The organism is Alterotamlana spongicola (genome assembly GCF_035818475.1).
In the GTDB taxonomy this organism is placed as follows: Bacteria; Bacteroidota; Bacteroidia; order Flavobacteriales; family Flavobacteriaceae; genus Cognatitamlana.
Map to the genome: position 1 here is coordinate 133,826 of NZ_JAYMGV010000001.1, position 15,641 is coordinate 149,466.

Sequence of the window (15,641 nt, forward strand, 5' to 3'; positions counted from 1 at the left end):
TCTTAGTCTTAGTCTTAGTCTTAGTCTTAGTCTTAGTCTTAGTCTTAGTCTTAGTCTTATTTATTTAGCTATTCTTTTTTTCTAGGCATCATTGCCTTTTCTGAACGATTAAGCGGATTATTTTCGTGTGCGCACACACAAATGTAACAAAAAAAATGTGCACGAACACATAATCGGATTTTTTTTTACTAAATTGCTAAAATAAAGCACCTGTTTTAACACAAAAATGATATATTAATACTTACACATTTTTTACTTTTCATAATGGCAACGATAAAAGATATTGCTAAAATAGCTGGAGTTTCAGAAGGAACAATTGACAGAGTAATACACAACAGAGGCGGTGTTTCTGCTAAAACCGAAATCAAAATAAAGAAAATTTTAGAAGAGCATAATTTTACGCTTAACCCCATTGCCAGTGCTTTAGCTTCAAATAAAAAATACAAGGTTTCATGCCTTATTCCTCAGTATGACGAGCAAAATACGTTTTGGAAATCCCCTCTCTTGGGAATTTTAAAAGCCTACGATGAGTTTAAAACCTTTGGAGTTCAAATTAAAAACTATACATTCAATCAATTTGATAGTTCTTCTTATCTCAAGCAATTTGCTGATCTTTTAAATGAAAAACCGCATGCTGTGGTTTTGGCTCCTATATTTGAGCTCGAAACCAAGCAAATTGTTGAGCAGCTGGATACTCTAAATATACCTTATCTGTTCTTAAATATTGATATAGATGGATTAAATAATATCACATTTATAGGGCAAGATTCTTATAAAGGTGGCTATGTGTCCGGAAAACTAATGCATCTTAGTCTGGAAGAACATGACGCTTGTGCTATTGTACAAACCCGGCTAAATATTACCAACTATCTGGCCATTTCAAAAAGAATTAAAGGATTTAAAGGTTACTTGAAGGACCATAATATAAAACTTAATGTTTTAAATCTGAGCATTGATCTTTTAAATCCAATATTAGCAAAAGAAGCCTTAAATACATTTTTAGAAAATCATAGCCATATTAAAGGCCTCTTTGTTCCTACCAGTCGGTCATCTGTAATTACTGACTTTATAAATGAAGACAAGCTTAAACCTTTACACATTATAGGATTTGACACGACCAAGAACAACCTAAAATCCCTACAAGAGGGTAAGCTCAAATTCTTAATTTCTCAAAGGGCATTCAATCAGGGGTATGATGCTATAAAGACTATGTCTGATTTTTTAATCTATAAAAAGGTACCTTCTAAAAAAATATACTCGCCTATTCAAATCATTATTAAAGAAAATATCGAGTTTGCCATAGAAGAGAGTAACAAGGATTTAGAAAGCGCTCATTCATATTAACTCTTATTAGCTCTTAAATTTTTAATATTCCTCCTGTTCTTTAAGATTGGTTGCACCTGTTAAATAACTGAAGCATTTAAAAGCTAACCTATCTTAACACCTTTTAACTTTGTTTACTTCTAAAATCAATTAGAAAACTTAACTAACTAATAAGGGGATATTATATAATACCCCCTCTTTAACTTAAACTAAATAATTATATGAACTTTAATATCCTGGATTTTGCTCTAAAATCCCTGGTATTAACTGAGCTCCTGGCTTGGGTAGTAATCTATTATTTTCAGTTACTCCAGAATGCACATCTTCATTTACTTCTACCACCATTTTCTTTCTCACCAGATCAAACCAACGGTTCATTTCAAAAGCAAGTTCCCAATTACGCTCAGCAATAACAGCATCATCAAAATCCGATTGTGATAAACCTGCGGTCAAATCTGCCAAACCTGCTCGTTGCCTCACCGCATTTATAGCATTATAAGCATCTGATGACGGACCACCTTCTGCCATGTTTGCTGCCTCAGCATACATAAGTAATACGTCAGCATAACGTAACAAAACATTAAAGCCTTCACCTGCCAGGCCACCTCTTACAGTTCCACCGGCATCTCTATACTTGGCAATATAAGGTTCTACACCAGCCTCTTCAAAAGTCATTCCATCAGCAAAAACCGATGTAAATGAGGCATCTTTTCTGAGTCCATCAGGAAAAACATCAAAGAAACGGGTTTCGCTATGGAAATCTCCCCAACCATTTTCGCCATTGCCCCAATGCCTTGAAGCGGTATGCATATGACTTGAAACCGCTCCATCATTCTCAATAGAACCATAGAACCCAAATATAAACTCAGTATTTGTTAACCTGTTAACTTGCTTCCATAAATCTTCAAAGTTAGCTTCTAAACTATACATACCTGCATCTATAAGCTCTTTCGCCTTGTCCCTAGCCAAGTCATAATTGGATGTATCTTCTATAGGCCAACCAGCCATAGTCAAATATACTTTTGCCAGTAATGCTTTAGCAGCACCTTGTGTAGGACGCCCTCTTTCCGGGAAACTTACCGGAAGCTTAGCCTCTGCATCTTTTAAGTTTTCAATAATAGACGCATAAACATCTGCTACCGGAGACTGCCTTAGGTTTTCAATATCCCCCTGATTTTCAAAAGTGGTCAGTTGTATCTCTCCAAACCAACGTACCATATAAAAATAACAAAAGGCTCTTATAAATTTTGCCTGCCCTTCAATAGCATTTAATTTATCTTCAGGAATGCCCTGTGCATTCTTTAAATTCCCTATAATTACATTAGCATTACCAATAGTTTGATACATTCTTTGCCAAACAGCTACAATAGATTGATCATTGTCATTTGCACTTAAACTGTTCAAATTCCTGAATATTCCGGCATCAGACCTCACGTCTTCTGCTCCCGAAGTCATAATTAAAGGGTATGCATAATCAAACCCGCCCCAGCTTGAATACAACGGTAAAAATGTACCGGCCAAAGCTGCTTGAAATTCACTTTCTGTGGTAAAGAAAGATTCCGGGCTTAATAAAGACGGTGGTGTTTCATCCAGCTCAACATCTGCACAACTACCCAACGCAAACAAGGCTATAAATAATAATATGGTATTATATTTTAAGTTTTTCATAGTTATATTTTTAAAATTGAATATCTATTCCTAAAGTATATTGTTTTTGCGATGGATACGATGCTAAATCAATCCCGGCAAATGTATCTGACCCTTCAGAATTATTAGACTCAGGATCAAACCCAGAATAATTTGTAAACGTAAAGAGGTTAGTTCCCGTAGCATAAATTCTGCATGAATTTATGCCCAGCCTTTCCGTTAAATTGTTAGTCAATGAATACCCAAATGTTATGTTCTTTATTCTGATATAAGATCCGTCTTCTATCCATCGGCTTGAATTTCTAAAACCACCTAATGCATCATGCCCCGGTATGTTGGTATCCTGATTGTCCGGTGTCCATACATTTAAATTAGCTACGCTTAATCCGTCACCCCCTTCAATTAAAGAACGCCCTACATTATATATTTGGTTACCTTCTACTCCTGTTATAAAAACATTTAGGCTTAAATTCTTGTATGTAAAGGTGTTGTTCCAGCTATATGTAAAATCGGGTAAGGCATTACCTATGTTGGTAGCATCAGCAATGCTATATACGCCATCATTATTTTGGTCTATATACTTTTCAGATCCGGGAGCTACTCCATAGGCCTCAGCTAAAATAGCTTCATCTGTACTCCAAATGCCATCAAACTGTAAGCCTCGAATCAGTCCTATAGGCTGTCCTACTTCTAACCAAACGGCATCTGAATGCCCGGGTAAGCCTGCCCCCCCTAAACGTAATTCAGTTTCTCCGCTATTAAGGGCTATGACTTTATTAGTATTTTTTGTAAAGACCATATCTGAAGCCCATCTAAAATTATCAGTTCTTACCGGATTTAGTGACAATGCTAACTCAATCCCTTTATTTTCTACTTCACCCGCATTAACCAACTGTGTTTGAAAAGCCGAGGCTTGTGGCAGGGCTCGTTCCAGTAGAAGATCTGAGGTTGTCTTGTTATAATAATCGGCTGTTAAACTTAAATCTCCATTAAACATAGACAAATCAATTCCTATGTTATAACTTTCAGTAGTTTCCCATTTAAGATTAGGATTTGGTGCCTGGGTAGATAATGCAATTCCTGTATTTAGGTTTGTTCCACTAAATGAAAAATCATATCCAGTATCTAATCTGGCCAAAGACTGGTACGGACGTATGGCCGCATTACCAACTTCTCCGTAACTTCCTCTGAGTTTTAAGTTATTGATAATGTTTGAATCTTTTAGAAAGTTTTCATTGGATATAGTCCATGCTAAACCAGCAGAACCAAAAAAGGCTCGCTTGTTATTTTCTGAGAAAACCGACGCCTCATCTGATCTCCCGGTAAGGGTTATGGAGTACTTTTCATCAAAGGCATAATTTACTCTTCCCATGAACGATTGTAAAGACGATTTGTCCTTCCATGACGTAGGTTTAGAAGGAAACTCGCCCAAGCCCAAATTGTTATAAGTAACAGCATTAGTCAAAAACCCTCTGGCACCGGTCCAGTTTTCGTTAAACTTTTGGGTTTGTTGTTCAAAAACACCTGTTATTTGTAGATTGTGCTTTTCATTAAATTCTTTTTCATAAGTCAATCTATTGGTATTTTGGTAGCTTACCCATTTACTGTCATATATTGACGCACGTCTGTCGTCTTCGGTTCCGTTAACTATCCGCTCATTAAGATAAAGATTATTTTCCCTGTCTATCAATTGATAAGATCCCATAACATTTAGTTTTAGCCCGTTAACAATTTCATATTCAATACTTGGATTGATAATCATACCGTTAGAATAATTATCCCGAATAGGTTCATTAGCCAACGCCACAGGATTATATTCAGTTACCGGGCCATGTCCGCCTCCAGGCTGAGAGTAGGTTCCGTCTTCTTCAAACACTGGTCTGGTAGGTGCAAATAATAACGACGCATAAACAGGACTACCTTCAGCGTCACGTGCATTTAATACCGTAGGATTATCTTTGGAGAAATTTATAAATGCATTCAAGCCCACTTTCATTTTATCACTAAGATTTGCAGATATGTTGGAACGCATTGCAAACTTTTTAAACAGTGAGTTTATTACAATCCCCTTATTTTCAAAATAATCACCTGATACACTGTAATTCATATTTTCTGTACCTCCACTAACATTTACACGATGATTCTGAGACACTCCTGTTCTATAAATCTCATCTTGCCAATCTGTACCTCCATTAAGTGCAAAATCCTGTAATTCTTGCTGAGTAAACACTGGCGGTAGTTCTCTTGCCTCACGATTGAGGTTGACCTGTGTTGCATACTGAAATGCATCCAAAAAATCATATTTCTTATCAATTTGATGTATGGTGGTATAGCTATTAAACGTTATGGTTGGTTTTTGGAGTCTTCCTTTTTTAGTTGTAATTAAAATCACCCCCGAGGCTCCACGAGACCCATAAATAGCTGTAGCCGAAGCATCTTTTAATACTTCCATACTTTTAATATCATTGGGGTGTACATCTCCTAAAGTTGCCCCCTGGGCTCCATCTATAATAATCAAAGGGTCACTACCTCCATTTATGGAACTAACCCCTCTAATACGAATAGAAACACTTCCATTTGCTGATGCGTCATTATTATTAATTTGAACCCCGGCAACACGTCCTTGTAACACCTGGTCTGCCCTAGCCACAGGAACATCTTGGAGTTCTCTTACTTTTACCGAAGTTACTGCCCCGGTTATATCACTTTTCTTCTGTGTTCCATACCCCACTACAACAACTTCATCTAATTGCGATACATCTTCTTGTAAAATAATGTTAATTGTGGTTTGATTATCAATAACCGCTTCTTGAGTTATAAAACCTATATAGCTAAAAAGCAAAGTTCCGTCGGAAGGGACTTCAATGGTATACTTACCGTCAAAATCAGTTGATGTTCCGGTAGTGGTCCCTTTTAAAAGGACTGTTACTCCAGGCAAAGGCTGACTATCTTCTGAAGTTACTACACCTGTAATTGTTTGTTGTGCAAACGATACCGATACTATTAGTAATAATAGATATAATATCTTTGATCTATATTTCATGTTCTATGTGGTTTTATTTATTGAATATTTACCTTAAAATCTTTAGTGGTTTGATTGGCAACTTCTCCGCAAAGCCCATGACCACCCCATGCGTCTAACGTTAATATACGCATCCTTACGGTTTCAACAGCAGCATCAGCAGGAACATTTACTGTTTGCGAAAATGGCCCGTCATTTAGTTGATTATCCGCTCCAAATTCTATAACTAGTTCTCCTGTATCTTCAAAATCGCCATTGGCATTCCAATCAATAAATACTTTAGATTTTGACCAATTATTTGATTGTATAAGAGATAAATCAAAGCTAGCTCCTCTTGTAACCGTTAAGGTTTCACTAGCATAATACTTATAATTACCTGATGGCTGCCCGTCTGCATGGTCTAAATTCATATCTGCACCTGTTGTGGTTATAGTTTCTGCATTATAAGAGCCTGTTCCTGAAATAGTACAATATGCTATTCCTCCTATTGTAACCGGAAAATCTTTTACAGTCTGATTAGGAACTACACCGCAAAGTCCTGGTGTCACCCATGCATCAGAGGTAATAATCCTCATTATTGTATTGCCTACCTTTGCTTCAGCTGGTATATTAACATCCTGCGAGAATGGCCCATTATTTAACTGATCGTCCAAACCAAACTCAATGACCAGCTCTCCTGCATCTTCAAAATCTTTATCACCATTCCAATCGATATATACCTTTGATTTAGACCAGTTATTTGATTGTGTCAATGCTAAAGTAAATGATCCTTCGGCAGCTATTTCCAATATTTCATTCTCATAAAAACCATAATTATTGGCTGGCTGACTGGCGGCATGGTCTATATTTAAATTAGCTCCGGAAGTTGTTACAGTGTCTGTATTATATGATCCCGTACCTTCTACCGAACAATACTGTAAGCCCAATATTGGAGGATTACCACTGGCAACCAATTCTACCGATGCTATTTTCCCGCCTTGCATAGATGTTACCGTTATTATAGCAACACCGGGAGATACCGCCGTAACATTTCCGTTTTGATCCACTGAAATTATACCCGGATCACTGGATGCCCATGTAACCTCTGTTATGGTAGCATCTTCTGGTGTAAACAATACATTGTATTTTGTTGTTGACGGATCTACATTAGGCTCTTCTTCTAATTCAATGGTTTCAATTTTAATAATAACGTTAACCTCAATGGTTTCTGTTATGGAGCCATTCTGGTTCTTAACTGTTAAAATAGCACTACCAAGACTAATTCCTTTTACCCCAGCAACCAAGCCATTTTCAGTAAACTGAATTTTGGCAACCTGCTCATCACTTGATGTCCACATAAGGTTTTCAGAAGCATTGTCAGGCGAGGGGCTTACAACAATTTTTTGAACCTCGTCTACATTTAATTGAATAACGCTATCAGTTAGTTCTATTTCATCCAGATCCACCAATATCCTATCATCATCTTCACAGGATGAAAAAATCATCATTCCCAAAAAAAGTAATGATATAAAAGTTTTTAGTTTGTTTTTTTTCATAATCTAGTTTTTAGTTCATTGAGTTATGCAGTATGGTAGTTGTCATAACACATAAATTTTGTTTTAGATTTTAAAATTATATATGATGTGAAAAAAAGACGTGCTAGGAATTCATAAATTGAGGTTGGTGTTTTCGTAAATTACACCAACTTATGCCGTAAATCATATAATATATAGGGTTTTAAGAAAAAAGACGGGTGTTTTTAAAACCGTAACGTATAATCTTTGAACCTTTTACTATGCCAGATTTTCTTTGGCATATGCCGAAGGAGTAATGCCAAATTTTTTTTTGAATTCCTGACTAAAATGACGTCTATCAGTATAGCCTACTTTAAAACAAACATCAATTATTGCAATCTTGTCTTTCTTTAAAAACTGGGCTGCCCTGTTTAGGCGAAAATCTCTAATAAAAGCTACTGTAGTCATTCCTGTTAAAGCTTTTATTTTTTTATATAGATTAGAATGGCTCATGGCCATTTCAACAGATAGGTCTTCCACATTAAATTCAGAAACATCGATGTGCTGTTCAATAATTTCATTGAGTTTAACCAGAAACTCCTGATCCGGTGAAGCAAATGCTATTTCTTTTGGGCTTAATAACGCTTCATTTATATATTTTGCTCTTAATTGTTTTCTTATATGCAGAAGATTATTAATCCTAACTTTTAACACTTCTTCATTGAACGGTTTAACCAAATAATCATCCGCTCCCATTTCAAAGCCTTCCATAATATCTTCAACCATAGTTCTGGCTGTTAAAAGTATCACCGGTATATGACTTGTTAAAAGATTGGATTTAATGTTAGAGCATAAGGTTATCCCGTCCATAACTGGCATCATAACATCACTAATAATAATATCCGGTACTTTTTCTTTGGCTAACTCTAAACCAATTTCTCCATTTAACGCCTTTATTACATTAAAATCTTCTGATAATAAATCTGATAAATATTCTAACAAATGGACATTATCTTCTACAATTAAAACATTGGCATTAACAAATTCATCATCTATAGCATTTTTCTCTAAAGCTGATGATGCATTATAATTAGATATTTGATCTTCCTGACTGGTATTTAAAATGATTTGTTCTTCTTTAAAATGTGATTTCCCTAATGGTAAAGTAATGATAAATTCACTACCTAATCCTTCAGTGCTTTTTACAGAAATTGTTCCGGAATGTAGTTCAATGATATTTTTAACAATAGATAAGCCTATACCAAAGCCTAAACTTTCTGATATAGTATCTTCATTTTGATAAAACCTTTCAAAAATTTGATCCTGTTTATTCTCCGGTATACCCTGTCCTGAATCTCTAACTAATATGTGTATATCGTCTTCTTTTTGAAAAACGCTTACCTCTATTTTATCTCCACTTGATGTAAACTTAAAAGCATTGGTTAACAAATTATAAATAGTCTTTTCTAATTGTATCTTATCAAACCATACATGTATAGCATATTCCGGTTTAACAAACTTATAATGTATATTATTAGCAATGGCGTGTTGCGAAAAAGCCAGGAAAATTTCATGGATAAAAAGTGTTATGTCATTTTCACTTACATCTAGTTTTATATTACCTGTTTCTAACTTTCTAATATTTAACAGTTCACTCACTAAATTCATTAAGCGTCCTGTACTTCGTTTCAGGTTAGTTAGCTGCTTTTGATCTTTTGTATTAAAATTGCTTTTCATCAAGCTGTTAATCGTACCAATAATAAGTGTTAAAGGTGTTCGTATTTCATGTGAAATATTTGTAAAAAAGCGTTGTTTTAATTCATGAATCTTATCCTCCTGCTCTCTTTTAAGTTTTTCAAGTTTGAGGTTATTATTTATTTCTGCCCAAACTAAGGTATAATGTCTAATGATCCATAAAAGCACCATAAATAAAAACGAATAGATTACATAGGCCCACCATGTTCTCCATAAAGGGGGCAAAATTTCTATTTGCACTTTAGCTATATTTTCATTATCCCAGGATCCGTCTCTATTTTGTGCCTTGACATTGAATCTATAATCTCCAGGTGACAAATTGGTATAGGTTGCAGTTTTTTGAGTTCCTATATTTCTCCACTGGTCTTCAAAGCCATCCATTTTTACAGCGTACATTTTTTTGTTAAAAGGGTATTCTAAAGCTCCAAACTCAAATGAAATAACCGATTCATTGTATTTTAAAACAACTAGCTTTTCAAATGAAATATGAGTTTTTAATACTTGATCTTCGCCAACAGCAACGCTTTTTCCAAACAACTTAAAATCTGTAAAAAACACCCTTGGATTTGTGGTATTACCAACCATTTTATCAGGATTGAAAGCTGTTACTCCATCTGCACCTCCAAAAAACAAAATACCCTGATTATCCTTATAAACAGAGTTAACATGAAATTCACTTGAACTTCCCTCGAGCTCTTCAATTTTATTTGATTTTATGTTATACTTAAAAATGCCTTCTTTGGTTCCCATCCATATATTCCTATGCTCATCATCTATCAAGGACACTATGGTATTGGCGCCCGTTGTATTTCCTACTTCAAATTTTTCAAAAGTCTGGTGCTCCTTATCAAACTTATTTAAGCCTTCTTTTGTAGCAATCCAAAGGTTTTCCTGATTATCTTTTAACAGATCAAAAATATAATCACTTCCTATTGATTTTGTGTGCTCTTCTGAAGCTTTATAGTGGATGAACTTGTTGGTATTTGTATCAAAAAGGTTTAATCCACCTCCAAACGTACCAACCCAAATAAGACCTTTGTCATATACCAGTGAAGTGATATTATCACTACTTAAAGCATCTAAATCACCTTTATAAAACCTATAATTATTAAAAGTTTGCGTTTTAGAATCTAAAAAACTCAGTCCACCTCCCCAGGTAGCTATCCACAAATCTCCGGAAGGTTGTTCAATAATATCTCTAACATCATTATAAGGAAGCGAAGTATTATTATTTAAATTATTTCTTTTAAACTGTTTTACTTTTCCTTTTATGGGATCAAACAAAACCAGACCGTTTGCAAAAGTACCAATCCAATACTGTCCGTTGTCACGTTTTTTTATAAACTGGATATAGTCTCCTCCGGGTGAAAGCCCATCTTCTGAGTTATACTTTATGAGATTACCGGTTTCTAAATCATAATTATTTAATCCGTTACCATCTGTTCCAATCCAAAGTTTGCTTCCCTCTTTGAATACAGATAACACCGGAGCGGCATTATAACCAAATCCATCGCTAAAAAAGAATGAAATATTATCACCCCATCTTTTAATAACATTTATACCCTTCCAGGCTGTACCAATCCATATATTGGATTGCGTATCTTCAAAAATATCATTTACGGTATTGTTTGACAGTGAAGTTCTTAAACGATTATCGTAGGTATACTGATCTAATTTTATACCGGAAAGGTTTTCCCTGGTTATTTTGTAGATACCATCACCGTCTGTTCCAACCCAAATATTAGCATTACTATCTTCTTTTAGTGTCAATACAATTGGAGCTTCAATTTTTATATTGGCATCTATTACATTAGAAGTCTCATTTGTAACCAGATTGTATTTAAGAAGTCCATTCCCGTTGGTTCCAATCAATAACTCCTTAGCGTTTAAATATAGCAAAGTGTTTATAAAATCAAAATTAGGATTTTGAGCTCCTGTTTTCTTTGGAACTATAGAAATAAACACCTCTGTTTCGGTATCAAACCTTAACAAACCATTTCCATAAGTTCCTAAAAAAAGGCTACCATCTGTAGCTTCAAGTATAGCCCAAACACTTATATAATTTTGTGAATTCTCATTTCCCTGATACTGATACGTTTTAAAGCGATCTGATCCTTCTTCATAAAAATCTATTCCCTTATCCGTACCAAGCCAAATTCTACCTTTTTTATCCTCAATTATAGTATGAATATCGTTTGATGAAATGACTTTAGCCCGGGCTTGTGTATTCTTATACACTTTAAACTCATCCTTTAAAGGGTTATAAATATTTATACCTCCTCCAACTGTTCCTATCCAAATTCTACCTTTTTTATCTTTATGAAGAACAGAAATATCATTTGAACTTATTTTGCTATTCCTTTGATTATATTCTTTAAAGTTGGCTCCATCATATTTATTAAGACCATTCTTGGTTCCAATCCATATGAACCCTAAACTATCCTGAACGACACCTGTTATCCTGTTATTTGATAAACCTTGTTCTATTGAAATTTGCCTGAATATGGCCTGACTTTGCCCAAAAAAAAATTGCAAACAACAAAAGAGACCAACACCAAAGGCTATATATGTTTTTTTTAGTTTCATTATTTTAAATAAGATTAGAACAAATAATGCAATACTAAATATACTAAGAAGCTTTTAATTAACCAGTCCTCAAATAAGTCACGTGTTACAATCCGGCAATTTCTTTTATTTCCAACAAGATACGTTTGGCCAAATCATCTGCTTTTCCCTGTGTGGTACTTTCTGTATAAATTCTGACAATAGGCTCTGTATTTGATTTTCTTAAATGCACCCACTCAGATTTAAAATCAACCTTAACACCATCCACCCTATTTAATTCTTCATGTTGATATTTATGTGCCATTTTTTTCAAAATAGCATCGACATCAATTTCAGGAGTCAATTGAATTTTATTTTTACTCATAAAATAACTAGGATATGATGCCCTTAGCTCTTTACAGGATATTTTCTTATGCGCCAAATGGGATAAAAACAAAGCTATTCCTACCAAGGAATCTCTGCCATAGTGTGATGCGGGATAAATGACCCCACCATTTCCTTCTCCTCCAATAGAGGCATTAGCCCTTTTCATTTCTATAACTACATTTACCTCACCAACAGCGCTGGCAGAATAGGTGCCACCATGAGACTCTGCTACATCTTTTAATGCCCTCGAAGATGATAGGTTTGATACGGTATGCCCACCTTTCATCTTACCCAGTACATAATCAGCACAAGCCACTAAAGTATAATCTTCTCCAAATAATGTTCCATCCTCGCATACAAAGGCCAACCTGTCAACATCCGGATCTACAACTATTCCTAAATCTGCTTTCGTCTTTACAACAAGCTCAGACAGGTCTGATAAGTGTTCTTTTAAAGGTTCCGGATTGTGTGGAAAGTGACCATTAGGTTCGCAATATAATTTTACGCACTCAACACCCAATTTTTCCAATAATGCCGGAACAGCTATACCCCCGGTTGAATTCACAGCATCAACCACTATTTTAAACCCAGCATTTTGTATCGCTTCCACATCTACTAATTCCAGCTTTAAAACTTCATCTATATGTTGATCTATATAGCCTTCAACTTCCTTATAATGCCCTAAAAAATCTACTCCTGAAAAATCATAATTATTGGATTCTGCTATACTTAAAACCTCAAGACCGTCATTGCCATCTATAAACTCTCCCTTATTGTTTAAAAGCTTTAAAGCATTCCACTGTTTAGGATTATGACTCGCTGTAATAATGATACCACCATCAGCCGATTCCATTGGCACCGATACTTCAACTGTTGGTGTAGTGGACAGTCCAATATTTTTTACATGTATTCCCAGCCCTATAAGTGTATTGCATACCAAACCACTTACCATATCACCGGAAATTCTGGCATCCCTTCCTACTATTACGGTCAATGGTTTATTTAAATTCTGACGCTTTAGCCAGGCGCCATAGGCTGCTGTAAATTTCACAACATCAACAGGTGTCAGGTTATCATTTATGCTCCCCCCAATTGTGCCTCTTATTCCCGATATCGATTTTATTAATGTCATCAGCTTTTTTTTAAAGTGATATACATTGCCTTGTTTCACTTTGAAGAAAATAACTCACGTGGGCATAAATTTTCTCTAATTGATTCATAACTTGCCAACACGCTTTCCTAGATTTACCACTTATATTTATTTCAATTTTAGTAGTACCCTGATCATCTAAAGTTAGTATGGTGAACCTTCCACCCGGGAAGTAAACTTTTAGTTCTTTTGACTCATCATTTTTAAGATATAGATCAAACTCTCCAATAACCCAGTTCTTAAACTTGTCATAAACATCAACATTGTTAACGTGTTCAAATTTTCTGAAATGATGTATTTGCTCTAACGTTTTAAAATCCAGGTTGTCCATAAGTCATATTTATTTAAAGAAAATTACCATACTTTAACTTCTTAATATTTCCATCTTACAAAAGCTTCCATTGCTGCATAATGCGACAGGCCTAGTTCATCATAAAGATTTGCTGTTTCACTATTTCTATCTTCAGCACGTTGCCAAAACTCCCTACTATCTGTACCCTGGAATACTACACCATCTTTTTGTGACTGGTGCTTAAAAATACCTTTTCGTTTTTCCAACACCTGGTCAGGACCCATTGGTACTGCCATTTCTATTTCATCAATACCCCATTCCTGCCATGCTCCTCTATACAACCATACCCAGCAGTCTTTCATGAATTTTTTTGGCTTTAGCTCTTTAACGGCTGCAAAAACAGAATCCAGACATACTTTATGTGTTCCATGTGGGTCTGCTAAATCTCCCGCGGCATAGATTTGATGTGGTTTTATTTTCTCTATTAAGTCGGCAGTAATTTTAATATCTTCATCACCAATAGGATTTTTTTCTACCGTTCCTGTTTCATAAAACGGTAATTCCATAAAATGGATCTGTTCATCCGGAATACCCACAAAATGACATGTAGCTCTGGCTTCTCCTTTTCTTATTAATCCTTTTATATACCTGACCTCCTTAGTATCTATCTCACTGGACTTTTTGTTCTTTAAAAATTTTATTGCCCGCTTATAAATATCTCCTGCTTCAATACTTTCAATGCCAAACTTTTCATTGTAATCACATACAAAACTTGCAAAGCGTAGAGCTTCATCATCTGCTACGGCTATATTCCCTGAAGTTTGGTATCCTACATGCACTTCGTGACCTTGCTCTACTAATCTTTTGAAAGTGCCTCCCATTGAGATAATGTCATCATCCGGATGGGGGCTGAAAATAAGCACACGCTTTTTGTGAGGCTCTGCACGTTCCGGTCTCTTGCTATCATCAGCATTTGGTTTTCCTCCAGGCCAACCTGTAATAGTGTTTTGTAGTGAATTGAATATTTTGATGTTAATATCATAAGCTGGTCCTGCGTCTGCTAATAAATCACTCATCCCGTTTTCAATGTAATCGGCATCAGTAAGCATTAAAACGGGTTTCTTTAAATGAATGGCTAAGCTTAATACCGCTTTTCTGATCAGCCTATCTGTCCACTCAATTTTTTCAACCAGCCAGGGTGTATTAATCCGGGTTAATTTTGAGGCCGCAGCGTTATCCAGCACAAAAGTAGCATTGTTGTGTTCCTGTAAATATGAGGCCGGCACACGACTGGTTACCTCATCTTCAACTGAGGCTTTAATAATATTAGACTTACCCTCGCCCCAGGCTAATAATATTACTCTTTTAGCTTCCATTATCTTTTTAACCCCTAAAGTAATAGCTGTTCTTGGAGTGTTTTCTAAACCTGAAAAATCACCGCTGGCAGCTACTCGGGTTATATGATCCAGTGCTACTAATCGGGTTTTTGAATTTTGAAGTGCCCCTGATTCGTTAAATCCGATATGTCCGTTACCTCCTATACCTAAAATCTGCAAATCCATACCTCCCATCGCTTCAATTCTTGCTTCGTATTGATCGCAATAATCGGAGATCTCTTCTTTAGACAACATCCCATCTGGTATATGATAGTTTTCTGGTAATATATCTACATGATTGAATAGTTGTTCTTCCATAAATCGAACATAACTATGTATAGAATCGGGCTCCATAGGATAGTACTCATCCAGATTAAAGGACACTACATTTTTAAAGCTTAGCCCCTCTTCCTTGTGTAAACGCACCAGTTCTGCATATAGACCTTTTGGAGAAGATCCTGTTGCCAGACCTAATACACAAGGTTGTTTTTGAGACTGTTTCACCCTAATAAGATTTGCTATTTCCTCAGCTACGGCCTTGGAAGCTTCAGTTGAATTGTCAAAAACTACTGTGCCTACATTTTCAAATCGCTTTTCAAATCCTGTGGCTTTGTCTATACTACTCTTTATCATTTTATTCTAATTTGTCTTA

At 35.5% G+C, this 15,641-nt stretch carries 8 protein-coding genes; 1 reads left to right on the forward strand and 7 read right to left on the reverse strand.

Annotation, left to right across the window (positions count from 1 at the left end; all coding sequences use genetic code 11):
- Positions 1-264: 264 nt before the first annotated feature.
- Positions 265-1,344: a substrate-binding domain-containing protein gene (locus VOI54_RS00655; protein ID WP_326280773.1), complete on the forward strand. Its 1,080-nt coding sequence runs from the start codon at positions 265-267 to the stop codon at positions 1,342-1,344.
- Positions 1,345-1,551: 207 nt separating this feature from the next.
- Here the strand turns inward: VOI54_RS00655 and VOI54_RS00660 are convergent, their stop codons facing one another.
- The 7 genes from VOI54_RS00660 to nagB all read right to left on the reverse strand — a co-directional run bounded on the left by VOI54_RS00660 (position 1,552) and on the right by nagB (position 15,622).
- Positions 1,552-2,991, reverse strand: a complete 1,440-nt coding sequence (locus tag VOI54_RS00660) for a RagB/SusD family nutrient uptake outer membrane protein (RefSeq protein ID WP_326280774.1) — start codon at positions 2,989-2,991, stop codon at positions 1,552-1,554.
- 10 nt (positions 2,992-3,001) lie between these two features.
- Positions 3,002-6,013 (reverse strand): SusC/RagA family TonB-linked outer membrane protein, encoded by a 3,012-nt coding sequence (locus VOI54_RS00665; protein ID WP_326280775.1) that lies wholly within the window; start codon positions 6,011-6,013, stop codon positions 3,002-3,004.
- A 17-nt stretch (positions 6,014-6,030) separates the two neighbouring features.
- Positions 6,031-7,527, reverse strand: coding sequence for a GEVED domain-containing protein (locus VOI54_RS00670; RefSeq protein WP_326280776.1), 1,497 nt, complete (start codon positions 7,525-7,527; stop codon positions 6,031-6,033).
- 237 nt (positions 7,528-7,764) lie between these two features.
- Positions 7,765-11,826 (reverse strand): hybrid sensor histidine kinase/response regulator transcription factor, encoded by a 4,062-nt coding sequence (locus VOI54_RS00675; RefSeq protein WP_326280777.1) that lies wholly within the window; start codon positions 11,824-11,826, stop codon positions 7,765-7,767.
- Positions 11,827-11,911: 85 nt separating this feature from the next.
- Positions 11,912-13,303, reverse strand: coding sequence for a phosphoglucosamine mutase (glmM, locus tag VOI54_RS00680; RefSeq protein WP_326280778.1), 1,392 nt, complete (start codon positions 13,301-13,303; stop codon positions 11,912-11,914).
- 10 nt (positions 13,304-13,313) lie between these two features.
- Positions 13,314-13,652 carry a hypothetical protein gene (locus tag VOI54_RS00685; RefSeq protein ID WP_326280779.1) on the reverse strand — a complete coding sequence of 113 codons (339 nt, stop codon included), beginning with the start codon at positions 13,650-13,652 and terminating at the stop codon, positions 13,314-13,316.
- Positions 13,653-13,693: 41 nt separating this feature from the next.
- Entirely contained in the window at positions 13,694-15,622 is a 1,929-nt protein-coding gene (gene nagB, locus VOI54_RS00690; protein ID WP_326280780.1) for a glucosamine-6-phosphate deaminase, read from the reverse strand.
- Positions 15,623-15,641: the final 19 nt, after the last annotated feature.